13 protein-coding genes, 1 tRNA gene and 3 pseudogenes are annotated in these 21,109 nt (G+C 53.3%); 7 read left to right on the top strand and 10 right to left on the bottom strand.

Going from position 1 to position 21,109, the window contains the following annotated elements; translation table 11 throughout:
- Positions 1-563 precede the first annotated feature (563 nt).
- The 5 genes and pseudogenes from INF58_RS17570 to INF58_RS17550 form a co-directional block, all read left to right on the top strand.
- Positions 564-2,237 (top strand): type I restriction-modification system subunit M, encoded by a 1,674-nt coding sequence (locus INF58_RS17570; protein WP_193528192.1) that lies wholly within the window; start codon positions 564-566, stop codon positions 2,235-2,237.
- Positions 2,234-3,805, top strand: coding sequence for a restriction endonuclease subunit S (locus INF58_RS17565; RefSeq protein WP_193528191.1), 1,572 nt, complete (start codon positions 2,234-2,236; stop codon positions 3,803-3,805). Before INF58_RS17570 ends, INF58_RS17565 begins: the two co-directional genes overlap by 4 nt.
- The gene (locus tag INF58_RS17560; RefSeq protein ID WP_058679823.1) at positions 3,802-5,586 is read left to right on the top strand and encodes a restriction system-associated AAA family ATPase; all 1,785 of its coding nucleotides are present in this window, start codon (positions 3,802-3,804) and stop codon (positions 5,584-5,586) included. Before INF58_RS17565 ends, INF58_RS17560 begins: the two co-directional genes overlap by 4 nt.
- Before the next feature lie 5 nt (positions 5,587-5,591).
- Positions 5,592-6,650, top strand: a complete 1,059-nt coding sequence (locus tag INF58_RS17555; protein ID WP_193528190.1) for an HNH endonuclease — start codon at positions 5,592-5,594, stop codon at positions 6,648-6,650.
- Positions 6,651-6,789: 139 nt separating this feature from the next.
- A pseudogene (locus INF58_RS17550) lies at positions 6,790-7,147 on the top strand (transposase); the annotation flags it as partial.
- Between the two features lie 605 nt (positions 7,148-7,752).
- Here INF58_RS17550 and INF58_RS21040 read toward each other — a convergent pair.
- The 8 genes and pseudogenes from INF58_RS21040 to INF58_RS17510 all read right to left on the bottom strand — a co-directional run.
- A pseudogene (locus INF58_RS21040) lies at positions 7,753-8,448 on the bottom strand (MFS transporter); the annotation flags it as partial.
- Positions 8,437-8,667: pseudogene (locus tag INF58_RS17540) on the bottom strand (Arm DNA-binding domain-containing protein); the annotation flags it as partial. The pseudogenes INF58_RS17540 and INF58_RS21040, both read right to left, overlap by 12 nt.
- Before the next feature lie 162 nt (positions 8,668-8,829).
- Positions 8,830-8,905 (bottom strand) — tRNA-Asn (locus INF58_RS17535).
- Positions 8,906-9,072: 167 nt separating this feature from the next.
- Positions 9,073-11,262, bottom strand: coding sequence for a TonB-dependent siderophore receptor (locus INF58_RS17530; RefSeq protein WP_193528189.1), 2,190 nt, complete (start codon positions 11,260-11,262; stop codon positions 9,073-9,075).
- Between the two features lie 26 nt (positions 11,263-11,288).
- Entirely contained in the window at positions 11,289-12,614 is a 1,326-nt protein-coding gene (locus tag INF58_RS17525; RefSeq protein ID WP_193528188.1) for a lysine N(6)-hydroxylase/L-ornithine N(5)-oxygenase family protein, read from the bottom strand.
- The gene (gene iucC, locus INF58_RS17520; protein ID WP_370552666.1) at positions 12,611-14,353 is read right to left on the bottom strand and encodes an aerobactin synthase IucC; all 1,743 of its coding nucleotides are present in this window, start codon (positions 14,351-14,353) and stop codon (positions 12,611-12,613) included. The genes INF58_RS17525 and iucC overlap by 4 nt, the downstream gene beginning before the upstream one ends.
- Positions 14,350-15,297: a GNAT family N-acetyltransferase gene (locus INF58_RS17515; RefSeq protein WP_193528187.1), complete on the bottom strand. Its 948-nt coding sequence runs from the start codon at positions 15,295-15,297 to the stop codon at positions 14,350-14,352. The genes iucC and INF58_RS17515 overlap by 4 nt, the downstream gene beginning before the upstream one ends.
- Positions 15,297-17,039 (bottom strand): IucA/IucC family siderophore biosynthesis protein, encoded by a 1,743-nt coding sequence (locus INF58_RS17510; RefSeq protein ID WP_193528186.1) that lies wholly within the window; start codon positions 17,037-17,039, stop codon positions 15,297-15,299. The genes INF58_RS17515 and INF58_RS17510 overlap by 1 nt, the downstream gene beginning before the upstream one ends.
- Before the next feature lie 138 nt (positions 17,040-17,177).
- Here INF58_RS17510 and INF58_RS17505 point away from each other — a divergent pair, with 138 nt between their 5' ends.
- Complete coding sequence (locus tag INF58_RS17505) at positions 17,178-18,377, top strand: MFS transporter (RefSeq protein ID WP_193528185.1); 1,200 nt, start codon at positions 17,178-17,180, stop codon at positions 18,375-18,377.
- Positions 18,378-18,380: 3 nt separating this feature from the next.
- Here the strand turns inward: INF58_RS17505 and mtfA are convergent, their stop codons facing one another.
- The gene (gene mtfA, locus INF58_RS17500; protein ID WP_193528184.1) at positions 18,381-19,178 is read right to left on the bottom strand and encodes a DgsA anti-repressor MtfA; all 798 of its coding nucleotides are present in this window, start codon (positions 19,176-19,178) and stop codon (positions 18,381-18,383) included.
- A 265-nt stretch (positions 19,179-19,443) separates the two neighbouring features.
- On the opposite strand from mtfA, the gene INF58_RS17495 reads away from it, so the two are divergent.
- A complete protein-coding gene (locus INF58_RS17495) occupies positions 19,444-20,346 on the top strand; it encodes a LysR family transcriptional regulator (protein ID WP_063868391.1) in 903 nt (300 codons plus the stop codon).
- Here the strand turns inward: INF58_RS17495 and INF58_RS17490 are convergent.
- On the bottom strand, positions 20,318-21,109 hold the full coding sequence (locus INF58_RS17490) for a substrate-binding domain-containing protein (protein ID WP_193528183.1): 792 nt from the start codon (positions 21,107-21,109) through the stop codon (positions 20,318-20,320). The two genes, INF58_RS17495 and INF58_RS17490, sit on opposite strands and share 29 nt — an antisense overlap.

Genomic DNA, 21,109 nt, shown 5'->3' with positions numbered 1-21,109 from the left:
CTGAGTGGCGGGATGCTTGCTTGTTAAGCATAGGAAAAACTCTGAATTTACTGTCTTGAAAAATCAATCTACACAGGAAGTGCCCCACAGACATCTCAGGGCAGTGTTGATGCCGTCCGCTCTTACACAAATCGTTCAGAGTTGGAGTATGCATTTCATGTCGGATATCCTGTGTGAATGGCGATGTTTTTTGGCACTGAATTTAGTGAATATTTTAGCGGGCGTGTTGGTAGCGCTACGGATTTTGGATAACCTCTTTTCGGAAGATTTTTAGACATTTACACTTTTTAAGTCTTCTAATGATAATTTTTTGTCTGTTTTCTGTCTTTTTGATAGAATGTAATCCTTATTATTTGGTGATTTACTGAGACTTATTGCCGATAGGACATTATGAATACTGTTACTAATTGAGCTACTTTTACTAAAAGAAACATATAGTTATGTTATGGTGCAACCAAATGGGCTGGTATGTTGCCACCTTAAAAAAGGAAAATGTTCTGAAAAAAGAGTAAACTGCCAGTCACAAAGCACCTCATTAGAGACTGAATCGAGAACCCAGCCACATGCTACAAAACAACCCTGACCTTCAAAGCGCGATCAAACGCCTCTGGGATAAATTCTGGAGTAGCGGCATTAGCAATCCGCTCACAGCCATTGAACAGATTACCTACCTGTTGTTTATGAAACGGCTAGATGAACTCGATCATAAAAGGCAAGACGAAGGTGAAACGAGTGGTGAGAAATACATTTCTAAGTTTGCTGGTACTTGGATTCCACCAGAGGAAAGAAACCGCCCTGTTACGGAACAACACCCTATAGATAAACGCACGCTTCGCTGGAGCGAGTTCAAGAAATTGCAGCCCGAAGAGATGCTGCAACATGTGCGAGACAAAGTTTTTCCTTTTCTGAAAGATCTGAATGGTGCTGAATCTAACTTCACTCATCACATGAAAAACGCAGTATTCATTATCCCAAAGTCAGCATTGTTGGTGGAGGCTGTGAAGGCCATTGACGAAATCTTCGAGATGATGAAAAGGGATTCTCAAGAAAAAGGTCAAGCTTTCCAAGACATTCAAGGTGATGTATATGAATTCCTGCTGTCGGAAATCGCCACCGCAGGCAAGAACGGCCAATTTCGCACACCACGCCACATTATTAAATTGATGGCAGATCTAGTCCAGCCGCAACTGGGACAACGTATTGCCGACCCTGCCTGCGGTACGGGGGGGTTTCTGTTAGGTGCCTACCAGTACATCCTTACTCAGTTGTCTTTATCTCAAAACTCAAAAAGAGATAATTCAAAAGGATCTACTCATGATGAAGATGGGTTCTTTCGCACTTCTGTGACTGCCGCTCTGACCAAAAAGGCCCGGATTCTTTTGCAAGAGAGTCTGTATGGTTATGACATTGACGCTACTATGGTGCGTTTAGGCCTAATGAACTTAATGATGCATGGAATTGATGAGCCGCATATTGATTATCAGGACACACTAAGCAAGAGCTATAGTGAAGAAACCAAATATGACATAGTGCTAGCAAACCCGCCTTTTACTGGCAGTATAGACAGGGGGGATATTAATGAGAATTTGAAACTCTCAACCACTAAAACCGAGCTTTTGTTTGTTGAGAATATCTATCGTTTGCTGAAAAAGGGCGGTACCGCCTGTGTAATTGTGCCTCAAGGAGTATTGTTTGGCTCGGGCAAGGCATTCAAAGAACTACGGCAAACTTTAGTTGAGCGCTGCGACCTCAAGGCTGTTATTACTCTGCCCAGTGGAGTGTTTAAACCCTACGCTGGAGTAAGTACTGCCATTTTATTGTTCGTCAAAGTTTTCGGGCCGGGGGATAAAATTTCCAAACCTGCTACCGATTATGTCTGGTTTTATGAGATGTCTTCCGATGGTTACTCATTGGATGACAAACGAAATAAGCTTGAAGGCTATGGCGATCTGCAAGACATCATTCAAAAATACCATTCCCGTGATGAGGCGTCTGACACAGATCGTACAGCTAAATGTTTTATGGTGCCAAGAATAGATATTGAAGCGGAGAATTACGACCTTTCGCTGTCTCGCTATAAGGAAGAAATATTTGAAGAAGTGCAGTACGAACAGCCAGAAGTTATTCTGGAACGACTAATTCAAGCAGAAGTGGGGAATGTGGATAAGAAAGTGCTTAGTAAAGTACAAAGTGGCATATTGTACGAGCTACTGGAGTTAAAGGGGATGATAGTATGAATAGAATGACAATTCCCCTTGGTGACATATTAACTCAATCCGGTCATCACCGTGCAGGCAATCGAGAGCTTCCGGTCCTATCAATAACCATGAAAAATGGTTTGGTTGACCAATCAGACAAATTCAAGAAGCGGATTGCCAGTTCAGACACGTCTAAATATCGTATTGTATACAAGAACGAACTTGTTGTTGGGTTTCCTATTGACGAGGGAGTTCTTGGATTCCAGACAAAATATCCGGCAGGAATCGTTAGCCCAGCTTATGGTATCTGGAAACTCAAGGATGAATCGGTATGCCATATCCCTTACCTTGAGCGTTATCTGCGCTCATCCGAGGCAAGGCGACTCTATGCATCTCGTATGCAAGGGGTTGTTGCACGTAGACGTAGCTTGACGAAGTCTGATTTTCTTAGTTTGGAAGTACCTTTTCCTCCCATCAATGATCAGGCTCGTATAGCTAATTTATTGGACAAGGTAGAAGGGCTAATTGAACAACGTAAACAACTTTTGCAATACCTAGATGACCTACTAAAGAGTGTATTCGTCGAGATGTTTAGTGATCCGGTAAAAAATGCAAAAGGATGGGAACTAACAACAATAGGTGAGTTAGCTGTCGATGTAAGATACGGGACAAGTGTATCAGCGCAAGGTGGAAAATATAAATACATACGGATGAATAACATTACTCCGGATGGTTATTGGGATTTTGAGAATCTTAAATATATTGATGTAGATAATAAGGATCTGGATAAATATTCTCTTCAGAAAGGAGATCTCGTTTTCAACCGAACCAATTCAAAAGAATTGGTTGGTAAAACGGCGGTTTACGATCGAGATGAAACTGTTATTATTGCTGGCTATCTCATTCGTGTTAGGTTCGATCAACAAACTAACCCTTGGTTCGTATGGGGGCACCTGAACTCAAAGTTTGGAAAAGCAAAATTATTTAATCTTTGTCGTAATATTATTGGTATGGCTAACATTAATGCCCAAGAGTTAAGGGCTATCCCTATCCTTAAGCCTCCACTGAAGTTACAAAATAAATTCGCTACTATTGTAGAGAAAGCGCATGCTATTAAATTTCGCTATCAGCAAAGTCTTGCTGATCTTGAGTCCCTGTATGATGTTGTTAGCCAAAAGGCTTTCAAGGGGGAATTAGAAGTTTCACGTGTGCCTATTCCGACACAGATATTTTTCCCGGTATCAGGTGGAGAACAAGCCGCTGAACACGGGGATGCCGAACAACATATAGCAGCGGGTAATTATCTACCCGTAACTAATAGCTTACCATCCGCGTTGGATAATGCAGAGGCTCGCAAGTCTCTGATCGAGGAATGGCTAGAGGCCTATACAGCGCAATTGGGCAACTCATCGTTTTCAGTACATGAGTTCATGATGACGGCGCAGGCACGGCTGGCGGAATTATATCCGGACGTTGATTCTAAGTTTGGTGAAAGTGACTATGAGCATATCAAAGCTTGGGTGTTCAAAGCTCTGGCTATTGGTGCACTGAAGCAGGTATTCAATGACGCTGACAATTGCATTGAACTTAAGGCGGTTTTGGTATGAAGCTATTACGCCTAAAAATCTCTGATCCGTCCGGCTTCCGTAGTCTGCCCTGTGGTTTTGAACACTATTTTAGAACCGAATGGGATTTACAGGAAGAATTGGATCAACATGAAGGCTTTGCGCCTTTTGTGTGTGCTGGTCCCAACGGCAGTGGTAAATCCAATCTGCTTGAAGCATTAGCAGCTATTTTCTTTCAGTTGGAAATTTTGCGGGTCCGTCGAAGCTTTTTGCCTGAGGTATTGCAAAGTACCGATCATGATTTATCACCAATCTCATTTGAGCTGGATTATCTAATTCGAGTACCAGAAGAGTTTCGAATCTCTGGCGGACAAGAATGGGCAAAAGTCTCCGTGTGGAAAAATAACGGGGAGTCTGTTCGTTTCCATTGGGTCAATCAGAGTGACTTTGACACAAATGCTGATGAAGTTTTCAAGGGAAGCCATGCCGATATTCTATTGCCTCAGTATGTGTTGGGCTACTCGTCTGGCGAGAATGAAATTCTCAGTCTACCGTTTTTCAAAATGCGCTTTGTACAGTTCGATGAGTACTGGAATGCCTTGACTCGACAACTGAGCTACTCTGGCCATCCAGAGTCGAGGTTGGCCTATCTTGACAGTGGTTTCAGCCAAGCTATTTTACTTTGTAATCTACTTTTTCAAAACGAAACCGCGCTTCAACCTTTCCGTGAGGATGTTGGTATAGAGGCGTTGCGGGAGTTTCGTATTATTATCCGTCGCAGTATTCCTCTTGCGCCGGAGCAGTTGACCTCGTTTGCCAGCGAGGATAAAAACCAGCACCAATCACTTGATGACATTTTGAATAGTAACCCCGCTCTGCATGTAGATATGGATGAAGAAAGTGGTCAAAGTTACCACTTAAACCTGATGCAGCTGCTGGAAGGGGATGACAAATCCTCCTTGGTAGTCAGCGCGCTTAAACGCTGCGCTAGCTTGTATTACGAGGACGAGTCTAACGACACTCTAATTCTGGACTACTGGGTTAATGATGCTACTCGACAGGCTTTTCGCGAGAATTTTAATGGTTCGGCACTGGCTCTATTCCAGGCGTTCCAAGTATTGCTGACACTCAATTTGTATAAGGTGAGTGATAATCTCAAAACTGATCTGTATCGCTCAACAAGTCACTATGTCAGTGAAACGGTACCAACGTTGGCGTCCGACGAACGAATTATGCGCTTCAAGTTTGTGCGTTTTACTAAACAAGGAGTAGAAGAGCCAATGATGCTCAAGGAACTCTCGGACGGTGAACACCAATTGCTTCATAGCCTAGGTCTATGTTTACTGTTTAGAGAAACCAACAGCCTGTTTCTGTTAGACGAACCGGAGACTCATTTCAACCCACATTGGCGTGCCAGTTTTATCACCCGGATGCGCCAATGTTTATGTAACACTGAGAATGTGGAGCAGGAAATGTTGATCACTACTCATACACCTTTCCTTATCTCAGATAGTAAACCTGAAAAAGTACTGGTGTTTTCTAAGGATAAATATAGCGGTGCGGTCACAATAAGCATACCTAAATACAACACACTTGGTGCATCAATCAATAAAATTACTATGAATACCTTCGGCAAACGTGAAACTATCGGTGGCCATGCGCAAGCAGTACTGGATGATTTACGCAGACGTTTTAACGAAGGCATTGAAGACAAGGAAACTCTGATCACAGAAATTGATGAACAATTGGGTGACTCGGTGGAAAAAGTATTACTCCTCAAGGCTATTTTTGATAGCGACAATCCAACGAATGACGAGGTTTAGCACTGATGCTGTTTTCATATATCTATGTGCCACACAAAATGGAAAAGATGCAGGCATTCATTGATTTTATTTTTTATGAGGTATGGTGCAAAGCGCGGGTAGGAGGGCCTTTTTGTCTTAAACTGTTTGAAGCTAACGCAGAATTGTATGAAGTGATGGAGGATTTTTCTTCCTCGGATACACAAGGTGCTGTTTTCTTTTATAACCATGTAGAGAAAATTTATGGCTTGTTTTCGTCACTGACTGAGGTACAAATCGATCAGTTTAAACAGTGGTATCAAGGGAATAATGATCTGGAAAAAATATGTGCTAATGACCCTTCAATACAAGTTGTCCGTTATTCCGATATTGCCATTCACCACAAAGATATAGCAGAACAACTTGCTGTTTTCTTTAAGGGCTTATACTCACAGTCACTGCTTGATCTCGCTGTACTGCGTGCCAAGATCGGTGATATACATGATCACTATCAATCCTTTGCAACAGTGAACAAGGCGGGTAAATGTCCTTTTTGTGGTATTGGAGATATAAAGGGTGGAAACCATAGCAAGCGCGAGGCCTATGACCACTATTTGCCCAAAGCTTTATACCCATTTAATTCAATAAATTTCCATAATCTTGCTCCGGCCTGTCATGAATGCAATAGCACATATAAGTTATCCAAAGATCCTATTCAGAGTGGCGCTCTTCGTCGTAAGGCCTTCAATCCATTTTCCTCAGTGGGTCATGTAATTCAATTACAGATTACTCTACAACATGCAAATATCGATGCGCTTGAGCCTGCTGATATTATTATACAGTTCGGTCCCGATACGCTGGAGGAGGAACTAGAAACATGGAAAGACTTGTACGGTATAGAAGAACGTTATAAAGCCAAAGTTTGTGCAGAAAATGACGGTAAATACTGGCTTACTCAGGTGCTAGATGAGTGGAAGGAGGAGGGGTTGAGACCTACCGAATTCATGAGAACATTAGCACGTCAAGCGAAAAAGAAGCCTTATGCTGAGTGCAATTTCCTTAAAGAACCTTTTCTTAAAGCTTGCCATCGAATAGGTGTTTTTTGAGGCTCAATACATATCGAGCTATCAATTTTTTATAACTTACTGTTATAAAAAACATCAAACGGAGGCTTTGATCTGCTCACGATCGATTAAGATACACCGACGTTAGTAACGTCTTCATTAGTCACATGAGGACATCATAATGAAGAAGCGTTTTTCCGACGAACAGATCATCAGTATCCTCCGCGAAGCTGAATCTGGAGTTTTTGCCCGGGAGCTTTGCCGCAAGCACGCTATTCTGATGCTGCGTACTACACTTGGCGCAAGAAGTTTGATGGCATGGAAATGCCTGAGGTGAAACGTCTTAAGTCATTTGAAGAAGAGAACGCCCGCCTCAAGGAGTTGCTTGCAGAAGTCATGCTGGATAAAGAAGCGTTGCAGGTGGCTCTGAGCCGAAAGTTCTGACGACAGACCAGAAGCGGGAAGCTGTGGAAGTCATGTGTGAGGCAACGGGTCTGTCGCAACGTCATGCCAGTAGGCTGGCAGGTCTGTCCCTGTCCCCATAATACTGGGGGAATGTCAGTTTGCATGGGCGCATACTGATAGATGGGAACTGAGAATAAGACAGATCGCCACTACGGCATATGATGCCCGCGGTTACGGCGCTGTGGCCTGCTTCAATAAATCGCTCACTATGGGTGGTAGTGAATAAACTGTACGCGGCGCTCAATAAGGGGACGGCAGGGACTCGGTAGTGATTGATGCCGGAACGAGACATTTTAAGAACTAACCGCCCCCGGTTAGCAGGATCGCCTCGCCCGGCAGGAAAGCGTGCTAGCATCAACAAGAACCTCCTGTTAATGCCATTCCCCGACTCATTACCACCAATCTAATTTCACCACTGCGGAGTAAGGGGCGCTACGTCCGGCTATGCAGGGGCAGTTTTTTCTCCTGTGTGCTTTCCGTTCCCGCATTCGCTTCCGGTTAATCGTTTCCCAACACAACCCGTCTCGCAAGGGTGAAGTGCACGCATGCTGCGCCCTTGCAGGACAGAACGATGCCGGGAAAGCGAACCGTCAGGCGATACGAAGACGAAAATCACACACTGACGGAGAAAAAACCATGACGATTTCCCTGCATACCACCCGGACTAGCGCCCCTAACTTAAGTCAAAAGGCTTGCCTGCATCCTCACAGGCTTTGCGGTAAAGGTGTGGAGCCCATTCATCATCCTTGGGGTCCATAACAAAGACACCTTCACCGGCCAGAATGCTCTGGTAGAGCAATATCCCGGCTGCGACCCCTTTACCGGCTCCGGTGGTGCCAATAATGTCCGCGTGTTGTTTCTGCCAGTCCTTTAACGGGAGATACATCGATTCATTCTCCCTGTCCATGCCAGTAAAGATTCCTTTATTCAGGTCGATATAATCCAGCGGGTTATAATGCAGAGTTTCCGGTAGCAGGGATTTCACGGTGCGGACATCAGTACTTAATTCCCGTTCAAGGGTGGTCTTTTTAACAAGGCGTTTCTTAATTCTATCCAGTTCCGGCGTGAATACCCGACGAAGCATAATATGAAAAATAATCCCGGTTACAGTGAATACAATCCGTACTGACCAGGCCAGTACTGTATTATCACTGGTGAGTTTTATTTTATACAGCCACTGAAAGGATCCGATAACTATCGGGGCCAGTGTGCCATAGAGAAAACACAGCAGGGAAAAAGCAATAATCAGCTTTTTCCTGAGCGGCGCTTTCTGCCGTTCATCGCTTTTCATCGACGCAAAAAACGGCATCGTCAGCCCCGCTAATAACGCCAGTATCAGTTGTTGCTGTTGTACAAAAGCGAGCAGCGCCAGCATCTTACGGATACCTTCGCGCTGCTGGCGGGCGTCAGACAGGGAGACGGCAGGATAGGCACCCAGTGCAATACGGGATTCTTTGCCGTTAATACGGTATTTAAGATACCAGTGACGGGAGCCGCCCGGTTTGACCAGCAGATACAGGCCGTGGGAATCGGAGACTTTAAAGGGTTTATCAGAAGGTTTGAGAGTACGGATTTTTGCGTCACTAAGGGACATATGGGGGTCACTCCATTATCGAACTAACCTGACCCCAGATTTGACCACCAATTTTTCCCGATGCGGAGGGTAAAATCAAAATGCACCTGGAAGAGTTTTCACGCTAACATCTTGAATCAAAATAACATAAGGATTCGCAAGGATGCATGAAAGCAGGAAATTTGGCTCCTCTGACTGGACTCGAACCAGTGACATACGGATTAACAGTCCGCCGTTCTACCGACTGAACTACAGAGGAATCGTGTGAACGAGGCGAATATTATCGACCTGCGTGCGCCTTGTCAAAGGGGAAAACGACGTTTTTGTTCGTTTGCCGAGAATTTCAGCAAACCGATGATTTAATAGCAAATTTGCTTTCAAATTGCACAGCGAATTGCGCCGCCCGCAGGCAGGCGGCGCGAAGGATCAGAACAGAACGGAGTAGTTCAGACCAAACGTACGTCCACGGCCTTTGTAAGTATACAGACCCGGTGCGCCGTAGGTTGGGCTATACAGCCCCGGTGCGCGCTGGCCCCAGGCGGTGGTGTAGTCTTTGTCCAGCAGGTTTTCCACGCTGAAGCTGACTTTCCCCACCGGCAGGGCGTAGCTGCCGAGGAAATCAATGGTGTTATAGCCATCGATCTTCTTACCGTCGGCATCCGACACGTCGAAGGTTTGAGTGCTCTGCACGCGCAGGGCCCAGTCGCCCGGCGCCCAGTTGACCCATGCGCTGGCTTTCGACGGGCTGGCGCTGTCGACCGTCAGCTTCTCCCATTTCCCGTTTTCACGCGTTTCGGACTTGATGGCGTTAAAGTTCGCCCCGGTGCTCCAGTCGCTGTCGGTGAAGAAATAGTCCACCTGGCCTTCAACCCCGTAGATACGACGTTTGTCGTCTTCCAGGTTGATGGTCATGTCGCTCTTGTTGATGGTGATGGTTTTATCCGAGAGCGAGTAGTAGGCCGCCACCTGCGTACGCAGGTTATCGCCGGTGAAGCGCCAGCCCAGCTCGTAAGCGTTGACCTTAATCCCGTCCAGCGTCGAGTCGTTCACGTTCACGCTGTTTTGCAGACGATAGTGACCATCCACCAGCTGATAGGTGCCGGAACCGTAGTACTTCGCCAGATCCGGGATCTCGAAGCCCTGAGAGAAGTTAAACCACAGCTGCTGCTGTTCGGTCAGACGTCCAAGGATCCCGGCGTTAAACAGGAAGTTGTTGTAATCGGTTTTCCCGCCCGGCACCGCGTCTGCGGAGGTCGCTTTGCCCGTGGTAATAGCCTGCTGCTGGGCGTAACCGACAAAATCATCCACCTTATTTTCGGTGTACTGGTAGCGCACGCCGCCGCTCAGGGTGATGGCGTCAATGTCATAGCTGGCTTGCAGGAACGGCGCGAGGTTAGTAATGCTGTAACCCGGATAACGGCCCACGTTGTAGGCGTTGTCCAGCTCCATGCCGCCGCTCGCCGCCGCTTTGCTTAAGTCGAAGAACTGCTGGTTGGCGTCGAACGTTTCATGGTCGGCATCCACGCCCCAGGTAAGGGTCAGATCGTCCATCGGCTTGCTGTTCAGCGTCAGCTTGCCGCCATAAAAATCGGTTTTCTGCTGGGATGCGCCAATGCTGGTTACCGCGCCTTTGCTCAGCGTCGGGAACGGGTAGTAGGTCAGGCTCTCATCACGGTAGTAAATCTGCGCAACCAGATCCTGGCCCCAGAAGTCGGTGTTCGAGTATTGCAGGTTAATCAGGTGACGCTCTGTGCCCGGGATACGGTCAGAGTTCAGGTTGTCTTTGTTATAGGCTTTGGCATCGCCCGTGACCGCAGCAAAATTCTCCCCGAGGAACAGGCCATGTTTCCCGTCGGATTCGCTCTTGTAGTACTGCGTGGTTAACTGGAGCTGCTGATGATCGTCGATGTTGATGGTGCCTGTTCCCATCACGTCGATACGGTCAGAATACTGCAAGCCGGTCTGGGTGTTATCGATAATCACTTCGTCGCCGTTGCCGTCATACCAGCCGCCGTAGCGCTGATACGAGACCGACAGACGGCCAGACGCGTTATCGTTACCGCCGCTCACGGCAGCGGAGACGTTCTCATCATGGTCGTTATGGCTGTTAAATCCGCTTTTTGCCCCGGTCTGGAACTCGACTTCGGTTTCCGGCTGGCCTTTTTTGGTGACGATGTTCACCAGCCCGCCGGTACTGCCGCCGCCGTAGAGCGAGGTGGCACCGGAGATCACTTCGATGCGGTCAATGTTGAACGGATCGATAGAGTCGAGCTGGCGGCTGTCGCTGCGGGATGAGTTCAGGCGCACGCCGTCCACCATCACCATCATGGAGCGACCGCGCAGGTTCATGCCGTAGTTGGTACGCCCCTGGCTGCTGACGTCCATGCCGGGGATCAGCTGGGCCAGCACGTCTTTAATCTCTTTCCCGCCCTGTACCTGCTGCTCAATTTCCGCCCGCTCAATAACCCAGGTGGTCTGCGCCATCTCTGCCACGCTGCGGTGGGCACGGCTGGCGGAGACCACAATATCTTCTTCCTTTTGTTCTTCCGCCCACGCAGAGGTAGAAAGCATGGCAAGCAGGCACGGATTTAAAACCCAAAGATGAGAACGTTTCATTGTTATGTTGATCCTGAATGTGTGTGTCAGTACTCGGTGGTCTTCATTAATGATTTAAAAACCTGGCTGCTCTCCGGGCTGGTGGTGCTTCGCCAGTGGATAACGCCGGGGGTGGTTGCCAGTTCAAACGGCTCGTCATCGTGAGCGCGATTCAGAATTCGCGCCGCGCGCCAGGCCATCAGGCTGAGCTGGGGTTCGGCAATACCGAGACGGTGCATCCCGGCGTTGACGGCAAACAGGCGGTTGCGCTGCGGGCCGTCCCATTCAAGGGTGAAATCGTTGTTGATGCAGAAGGCGTCATCCTCATCCAGACGCAGTCGGGAAGAGAGCGGGGCCAGAAACGCGGGCTGCACGGCGCGGTAGCCGGTGGCGAAAATCACCACGTCGCTCTCCAGCTGTTCACGCCCGCCGTCGAGATGATGCTGTATGCTCAGGCGCTGCACGTTTTCCAGGCGCGTCAGCGCCGTCACCGAGCGGGACGGCAGCAGGTGCGCCCAGGGTTTTTCGCGCAACACTTCGAAACGGTGGTACATGGTGCGGTAAATGGCCAGTAACGACTCCGTGGTGATCCCGTCGGAGGTCATCTTCTGTTCCTGCAACATCTGACGACGCGCGTCGTCACCGAGCGTGGAGAAGCTGTCCACATACTCCGGCGTGAAATACTCGTTAGCAAACGCGGCCTCATCCAGCGCGTTGTAATTGTTGCGGCGCGATACCCAGTTGAGGCTCAGCGGCTGGCCCCATTCCCCGCGGAAGATATTCAAAAACAGATCCGCACCGCTCTGGCCGCCGCCGACAACGGTGACGCGTTTGCCCGCTAAATCCGGCGTGCGCAGCATCATCTCGCTGGCGTGGAAGCAGGTATCATCCTGCGCGGTGACGCACTCGGGCAGATTGATCTGCTTACCAATCCCCACGCAGACGTGGCGCGCAAGGAAGCGATCCCGCTGGGTCACCACCTCAAACAGGCCGTTTTGCTCATCAAAGCTGACCTGCTGCACCTGCTGGCTGAAGGCCAGATTCGTCAGGTTATCCGCCGCCCAGCACAGGTAGTCGGCAAACTCCTCGCGAGAGACGGTGCGCTGCTCGGTGGTCAGAAAACGGTAGAACTTCTTACGCTGAACGAGGTAGTTCAGGAAACTGTGGCGGTTGGTCGGCTCCACGGCGCTGACCAGATCCTTCAGGAAGCTGGTCTGCATGTGGCAGTCCGGCACCATCATCCCCGGGTGCCAGGAGAAGTGCGGCTTGCGTTCAAGAAACAGCGAGCTAAAACCGTCCAGCCCCTCTGCCAGCGCGGCGATGCTGAGGTTGAACGGACCGATACCGATGCCGATGAAATCATACGTTTTCATTGCGCTGACTCCTGGGAGACCAGAAAAAGAGGGTTATCAAGATCGCAGACGTAGTTCGGCAGCATACGGCTGCCGCCGTCGTGTTCAGAGAAGGTCAGTTTGACCGGGTTGAGGATCACGCGAATAATCTGCGGCTTAAACAGGTCGAACTTCGCGAAGCGCGCTGCAAGATCCGGATGGGCGGCCATATAGCGGTGCAGCACCTGCGCCAGGATCTGATAAAAACGCGTTTCGCTCACGCCGCATTGCAGGGTGAGGTGCGAAATAAAGCGCAGCACCGTAACAAAGTTGCCGGTTTGCAGGTCGTGGATGATGTAATCCGCACTGAGGCGCGCGGTGACGGCTTTTACCTGTTCCGGCAGGCTCAGCGCCTGCGGGAAATCTTCGTCCACCAGGCGCATATCGCCCTGAAAATCCTTCAGCAGGATGCGCTGTGGAACGTCGTCTTTCATCACCAGCGTGACGTTCTGGCCGTGGGCGATCAGCGCCACGCCGTAGCGGCAGAGCAGGTGATAGAAGGGGATCACCGTCGCCTCAAACAGCGTGTCCAGCCATGCGTCAGCGGTTAAGCCCGAGCGTTTGATCCACGCGTCAATCAGCGGGCGCCCCTGGTTGTCGGTTTCCATCAGCGCCGCCATCAGCACCGCCTGTTCGCCGTCCTGTAAATAGCAGGATGGGTTCTCGCGCCAGATCACGCCCAGCATCTCCTGATAGCGGTACGGCGCCTCAGGTAATGCGGCATAACCCGGATGCGACAGATAGCCGGCGGCGGGTTCGCCAAGTACCTGCGCCCCGGAGCGAATCAGCGTGGCATCGCTGGCGAACTGCTGCTGTAGCCAGCGCGAGGCCAGCGGACCGGCGGCAATGTACTTGCCCGGAATGCCGCGGTAGCAGGAGGTGTTGTAGATGGTCAGCGGCAGCTTGATGTCATACGGTGCGCGACGGCTGGCGTTAGTCAGCGTGCGCAGGGACTGCTGCGCCAGATACTCATCGCCAAACTCGCCCAGCTCGACCATTTCGCCGCGCGCGAGCTGTGCCAGGAAATGAATGGCAATTTTTTGCTGCCACTGCCACGGATGCAGCGGCACGGGCAGCCAGCGGTCGTCCAGTTCCAGCGCCTGCCAGCGGGCGTCGAACCGGGCGCGCTCGGCATCGTCCATGGCGCTGGCGAGCAGGGCGTTAATGTCGCAATCGGCGTCGCTGCTCCAGACCAGACGCTCGCGCTGCACGGCTACCCAGTGCAGGCGAAAGCGACCGCGATATTCCGGCGCGTACTGGCGTAGCGCATCCAGCCCCCAGCCGCGGCGTCCCTTGTTGAAGATAAACTTTGGGTGACCGCGCATCAGGCACTGTAATTCGTCAGGGTCGAGCTGGATCAGCGCATCGGCGTCCAGCGCTTCACGCGCCTGCACCAGCTGCATGTCGCCGCGCAGCGTGGCGTAGAGATCTTCCATGTGCTCCGCCGTTTGCGCGTCGCTCATCTCCAGCACGGTAGCGAGTTGCAGCAGCGCGCTTTCCGCTTCGACCGCCGCGCCGCTGGCGGTGGTCAGTGTGTCCGGGTCGATATGCAGCCAGCCCCAGATCCCACGCGTGGCGCGGAACTGCCATGACGCGTTGCCCATAGCGATGCGCCAGCCGTCCGCCGAAACCGGCTCGGCGCGCAGGGTGCGTTCGTATTCCAGTTCAGCGAGGATTTTCGCCACCATCTCGCGGTTCACTTTCTGCCAGAGCGCGTTCACAGTTCCACCTCATGAAAGAAGCGGTGACGTTCGCTCATGATCAGGCGAGAGCGCTTGTGCGGGAAGTCGAACTCCTTCACCGTGTCGAAACCAGCGGACGCCAGGTGGCGGAACAGACGCTGGTTGTCGAAGCGCGGCTCGGCGACAATACGCGCCGTGCGCGGTTCATCGAGATACAGATAGTGGCTCAGCCCGCGCAGCCAGCTGCGGATATACTGCGCCCCGCGCCAGTTCTCTTCCCCAACCAGCATGTGCAGCCCACGGTCAAAGGGCTGCCAGCGGTAGTGGCGGCCAATACGGTCTTCTGGCGCCCAGTAGAGTTCAAAATAGCCGAACGGCTCATCGTCAAAGCAGCCGATCACCGGATAGCAGTACGACGAGTCGAGCTGGCGACGCAGGTAATTTTCCTGTTCGGCCTGCGGACCGGCCATCTCCCAGAAGGCGTTCACGCGCGGGGTGTTCATCCAGCGGGTAAAACGCTCGCCGTCCAGCGCCACGTCCGCCACGCGGAAACTCAGGGTGCGCTTAATCTGCGGATCGTAACGGCGATAGACTTCACCCTGCGGGCGGTGAGGGCGCAGCGGGAAATAAAGCTGGCGGCTCTCGTCAAACTGCATGCCGCCGCTCGCCTGCGGACGTTCCCCTTTCAGCCACAGCGGCAACTGCCAGAAACGTTCACGCGCCAGATAATCCCCGCTTGCGAGGCTAAACAGCGCCTGCGCCTGGGGTTCATCCTGCCAGGCGGCCCACGGCAGGGTAATGCCCGTCAGGGCGGGCGCGGCCACAAATAGCTGGTCGAGCGCCTCCACCAGCCAGCCGTCCGGGATCCCGGCCAGACGTTCAAGGACCGCGCTGCCGTCAAGACCCAGGGTCAGCGGCAGGTTTTTTTCCGTAGACGTGCAGCGGAAGCCGTAGCCGGAATGGACGATATTCGCAATGGCCATCACGCCTTCTCCTTATAAAACGGGTTGCTAAAGTCGAAATAGATCACCGCCGGATCGGCGATGGTGTTTTCGTTGCGATCGTGCAGGTAGCAGAAGAAGTTGCCCTTACAGTTCCAGGTCGGGCTGTCGAGCACGTAATCGAGGCAGCGGGTCTGCTTCGCCGTCTTGCGCAGGTCGGCCAGCGCGTCCCGCACGCGGGACATCAGGCTCTCTTCGCTGTCGAAGCCGGCAGCGGCGAGGGCGGCGGTCACGGCAAGGGTGGAGTTCAGCAGCAGGTAGTACGGGAAGTAGCGCAGCAGCTGGCTGTCGCCAAAGCGGTTTTCCACGTCGGTTTCGCCCGCTTCTTTCAGCCACGCGTCGGCCCCTTCGGTCCATGCGCTGCCCTGGCAGTCACGGTAGATCAGCCCGACGGGAAAATCCTGCTGCATCTCAACGAGGATATTTTGCTGGTGCGCCAGCAGGACCAGGCCGTAATCCGCCTCGGCGCTGAAAAGCGGGAGGAGTACGCGGTCGCAGTAGGCGTCCAGCCAGCAGCGCGCGGCCTGGCCGAGCGGGAGATCCAGACGCGCGCTCAGACGGCGAACCGCCGCCGCCAGCAGGCTGTCGCCGCCGTCCGGTGCGGCCTGCGTCAGGCTTACCAGCACGTTGGTTTGCGTTTCAGGGGTAGGGAACAGCAGGTTGACGCGCAGGGCCATCAGGCTCTCTTCCTGAACGACGCCGTGCTCGTCGCACAGGCCCGCCCAGCCGTCTTCCTGCATCACACGCATGGTGGGGTAGCGCGCCTGGAGCCCCTGCCAGCGTTCCGTTTTCGCCAGTCGCGCCAGGCGCATTCCGCGCTTTACCTCTTTCACCGACAGCGTGCGCACGGAGTTGGTCAGGCGCACGCTCAGGGAGAATTTAATCATGTCGCTGTTGGTTTCGCTGTACAGCGAGCGGGAGGAGCTGGTGGGCAGCCACTGCGCGCCCGCTTCGCCCAGGTCCTGAAGGGCACCTTTTTCGACCAGACGCTGGCACCAGGGCTGTTCCAGCAGACAGTCAGCCTGCCACGGGTGCATCGGCAGCAGCCAGCGGGTATCGGTGAAGTGGCCAAGCAGCGCCGGGGCGCTCTGCGCCGCAAAGCGCAGCAGCCGCTCCCGCAAGGAGACATTCAGGCTATCGCCGGTAATCTGCTTACTCTCAACCGCGAACCAGCGCAGCGGGAAGCGGGAGGCAAAATCCGGCAGATAGCGGCGCGCCTCGGCGTCGTTAAACGGCTCGTGCGACTTAGGTGCTGGGTGAAACGCGTGGCCGACCAGCAGCGCCTGTTCCGCTTCGGCAAAGGTCAGCGGCTTATCGCGCAGGTTGGCCCAGTTGTGGCGTAAATCAATGGCCTGCCAGGTATGCGTATGGCTTTCCAGCACGCGCTGCCTGAAGCGCGCCAGCGTATCGGCATCCAGAGATCCGTTGACCGACGGTTTTTGCAGGATGAAATCAATCAGTTGATGAAATGTGACCGCGTCACCACCGTCGCTGTCGGCCTGAATCAGCGTGGCCGGGAAACAATACTGGTGATGCTGCGTGGGGGAGAAATAGCGTACCGGAACCCGAATGGCCTGGGTTGGGGAGAGCGGGATATGAATCTGCGATAACTCATCCGCACGGGTTGCGGGAAGATAATGCCAGTCCTTCGTTTCGCGCAGCAGCGCGTTCAAAAAACACTGGGCCGCAACATCTGTACCGGCGGAGCGGGGCAGAGCACGCATAGATGTACCTCATTCCATGACTGATAATAATTCTCGTTATGATATTCATTCTGTTTACAGTCGCAACTATTTTTGCAATATTTGTTTTCATAAACTTCATAATTTCCACACATTTATTGACATTATCTTCACAATTCTATGCGCGCCTCTATTAATAATCTGACTGATGATATTGCCCCGAAGGCCAACTGGCCCCTGGCGCTGGGCGCCGGTTTACTGGGCATCGGACAAAACGGTTTGCTGGTCATGCTGCCGCAGCTGGTATCAATGACCGGTTTTTCGCTCTCCGTCTGGGCCGGGCTGTTGATGTTCGGCTCGATGCTCTTTTTACCCGCATCGCCCTGGTGGGGACGCCAGAGCGAGCGGCGCGGCTGCAAGATCGTTATGCTGGCCTCGTTAGGCGGCTATCTGGTGAGCTTCGTGGTGATGGCGCTGGTGGTCTGGGCGATGGCGAACGGCGCGCTGAATGCCTTCTGGGGAATGGCGGGCCTGATTCTGTCGCGCATGCTGTACGGCCTGACGGTCTCGGGGCTGGTGCCTGCGGCCCAGACGTGGGCCATTCAACGTGCCGGGCTGGATAAAAGAATGGCGGCGCTGGCGACGATAAGCTCTGGCCTTAGCCTCGGGCGTCTGCTGGGGCCGCCGCTGGCCGCGCTGATGCTCAGCGTCAGTCCGGTCGCACCGCTCTGGCTGATGGCGCTGGCACCGCTTATCGCGCTGCTGCTGGTGCTGCGGGAGGCCGCGGATCCGCCGCTGCCGCCGGTGGCGCATCAGTCGACGCGGTTACAGGCCTCGATGCTGCCTTACCTGGCGCTGGCGCTGCTGCTGGCGGCGCTGGTCAGCCTGATGCAGCTTGGCTTATCACCCTATCTCTACCCGCTCTTCAATGGCGATGCCGTGCAAATCAGCCATCATGTCGCGATGCTGCTGAGCCTGGCCGCGCTGGCGACCCTTGCGGCACAGTTTCTGGTGGTGCGCCCGCAGCATTTTAGCCCGAGGGTTTTACTCTTCATTGCCGCAGTTTTGATGGTGGCGGGGCTTGGGCTGATGTGCCTCGCAAGCGTAGCCCTGTTCTACGTGGGCATTGTCATCACCTCGCTGGGTGCCGCCATGGCCACGCCGGGATACCAGCTTTTGCTTAACGATCGGCTGACGACGGGCAAAGGCGCAGGGGTAATTGCCACCAGCCATACGTTGGGGTACGGGGCGAGCGCGCTGCTGGTGCCCGTGGTGACGCGCTTGTACGGTGAGCAGTTTTTGATTACTGCCGCATGGGGAATGGCGGTGCTGTTTCTCGCGGTGAGCGTGTGGGTACGATCAACCGATCGTACCCCTTAAACATTAGTGGAACGGATGTGAGGACGTGCTCGCAGCGTCCTCGCTTTGCCGCAGACGCTGGAGCGGATCCTGCTGGTAAAACTGGCAAAAACGCTGCCACAACGCCGGGAAACGAGGGGCGAAAAGCTCGGGTGCGCTAAAGAAATACTCGGACAGCACCGCAAAGCATTCGGCGGGATCGGTCGCCGCATAGGCATCAATGCTGGCCGCACTCTCACCCACCAGGTCTATCTCATCCTGAATGTTTTCCATCGCCGCGTGCAGGTCATGCTCCCAACCTGCGACTTCACGCAGCGGGATCAGCGGCACGCCGCTGGCGCGATCGCCGTTGCGGGTATCCAGCTTATGCGCCACTTCGTGAATAATCAGGTTGAAGCCCGAGGCATCGAACGAGTCCTGAATATCCAGCCAGTTGAGGATGATCGGCCCTTGCTGCCAGCTTTGTCCGGACTGCACCATATGCTGGTTGTGCACCAGGCCAATGTCATCCTCCCACTCGTCATCAACGATAAACGGTGCCGGGTAGATCAGCACTTCGTGGAAGCCATCCAGCCATTCGATGCCCAGCTCCAGCACCGGCAGGCAGAAGAGCAGGGCGATGCGCGAATTTTTAAGCGGGTCGAGTTCGAAGCCCTGTAGCGGTACCAGACGTTTTTGCTGTAAAAAACGCTCTGCCAGCTGAATCAGCTTTGATTGCTCTTCAGGCAAGAGATTCGCCAGCACGGGGATCGCCAGAGCCTCATCCCAGGGCAGCGCCATATTTCGACCAGCGTCGTTCGTTTTCCAGGGCCACTTAATCATCGCTTTGCTCGTTACTCGCACGTGAACAAAATGGAAAGGTCAGGGGCTGTTAGCATGCCAACATACTCTGTATAGCAGTATGACACTCCTCTTCGGCAGTTTGCAGACGGGCAGCCTGTTTAAGAGGAATCCAGCCCGCATAAACTATCACTATGTGCCGTCTGGTTGATAGCGCTTTAGGGGTATCCCCTTCATTTTGTGAAGTATGTCGTGCGCGGCTATGATAAATCTCTTTTCACCCTATGTGCTTAAGGATCTCGTCCGTATGCCCGTCAATTTTGACCTCAACGATCTCTACGCCTTCCGCGCGCTGCTGGAATACGGCAATTTCCGCCTTGCGGCTGAGTCTATCTGCCTTTCCCAGTCGGCACTGAGTCGCAGAATTGAAAAGCTGGAGGCGGCGCTGGGGGCAAAGCTTTTCGACAGAACCACCCGGCGCGTCACGCTGACCCTGTATGGTCAGACCTTTGCCGACCGGTGCGGGCAACTGCTTGCCGACGTGGAGTCCATGCTTTCGGATATCGATAAAGCCAGCGAGGAGCGCACGGGGCTGATCACCGTGGCGACCGTGCCGTCAGCCGCGTGTTACTTTATGCCGGACGTGATCCGTCGCTTTCAGTCTCGCTACCCCCGCGTGCGCATAAAGCTGATCGACAGCAGCGCCGGGAATGTTATTGAGGCCGTCACCCGCGGACAGGCGGATTTTGGTATCTGTTTCGCCCAGAATTTACAGCCCGACATCGAATGTGTCCCGCTGGTGGAGGACGTCTACGTCGCCGCCTGCCGGCGCGACAGCCCGCTTGCCAAAAGAAAAAGCCTGACGTGGCAGGCTTTTTATCAGCAGGATTATATCGGTCTGGATAAGACGTCCGGCAACCGCAATCTTCTTGACCAGCGGGTCGGGCATATTCGTCCCGAGCGCCCCAGCATCTGCGAAACGCGGCACGTGACGACCATGCTGGGGATGGTTGAAGCCGGGATCGGCATTGCCGCCGTTCCCGCCATGTCGATGCCCCGCGCCGAACATTCGCTCCTGACGTCGGTCCCTTTAACCGAGCCCGAAGTCAGGCGGACCGTGGGGCTGATTCGCCGTCGCGGGCGGATCCAGTCCTATATTGCTGCCGAACTGGAAGCGCTGATCACCGAGCAGTATCGCGATCTGCGCTAACGGGCTGTAGGCCGGTTGCCGTCACGATCGGTGCTGCATCCGGGGAAGAGAGAAAGGCCAGCAGCGCTTTTCCCCGTTCAGGATGGTCGGCGCTCTGGGTCACGGCGCCGGCGAAGCGGGTTATGTACTGCATGTCGTCAGGCAACTTGCCCACAAACGTCACCCCGGGTACCGGCAGAAGTTCGCTGACCTGCTGAAAGCCGAGGTCGTATTTCCCTTTCGCCACCTCGGACGCCACCGGGATGCGTTCAACCCGGCGCGCTTTACCGTGAACCTGGCCGTCGATGCCCAGTTTCCCGAACAGCTCGCTCTCGACATACCGGCCGCTGGCGCTGTCGGAATACGCCATGGATTGGGCCTTCAGCAACGTTTGTCGAAGGGCAGCCACCGTACTGATATCCGGCACCGGCGCGCCCGCTTTAACGACCATCCCGACGGGCGAATCCGCCAGCTCCACGCGGGAACCCGTCGCCGTCCAACGATCCTGTTCAAGCTTTTCCAGCGCATCGCCAACCATAATCACCACATCCGCTTTTTCGCCCCGGGCGAGCCGGGCGGGAATAGCCTGCGGCGTTTTGCCCATCGACGGGCCGGAGATTAAAACGAGCCTGTCGCCGCTTTTCGCCTCATACTGCGGCGCCAGTTTCTCCAGCGCCGCTCTGAAGCCGCCAGAAATCATCACTGTAACGTCTTCGGCAAGCGCGCCCGCACTGAGGGTGGCGAAGGTCAGGGCGGTAATCACCGTTCTGAATTTAAGTATCAT

Source organism: Enterobacter cloacae complex sp. P24RS (assembly GCF_014982165.1).
GTDB lineage: Bacteria > Pseudomonadota > Gammaproteobacteria > Enterobacterales > Enterobacteriaceae > Enterobacter > Enterobacter quasihormaechei.
The sequence above is the reverse complement of the archived record's forward strand: the minus strand, read 5'-3'. Positions and strand labels throughout refer to the sequence as shown.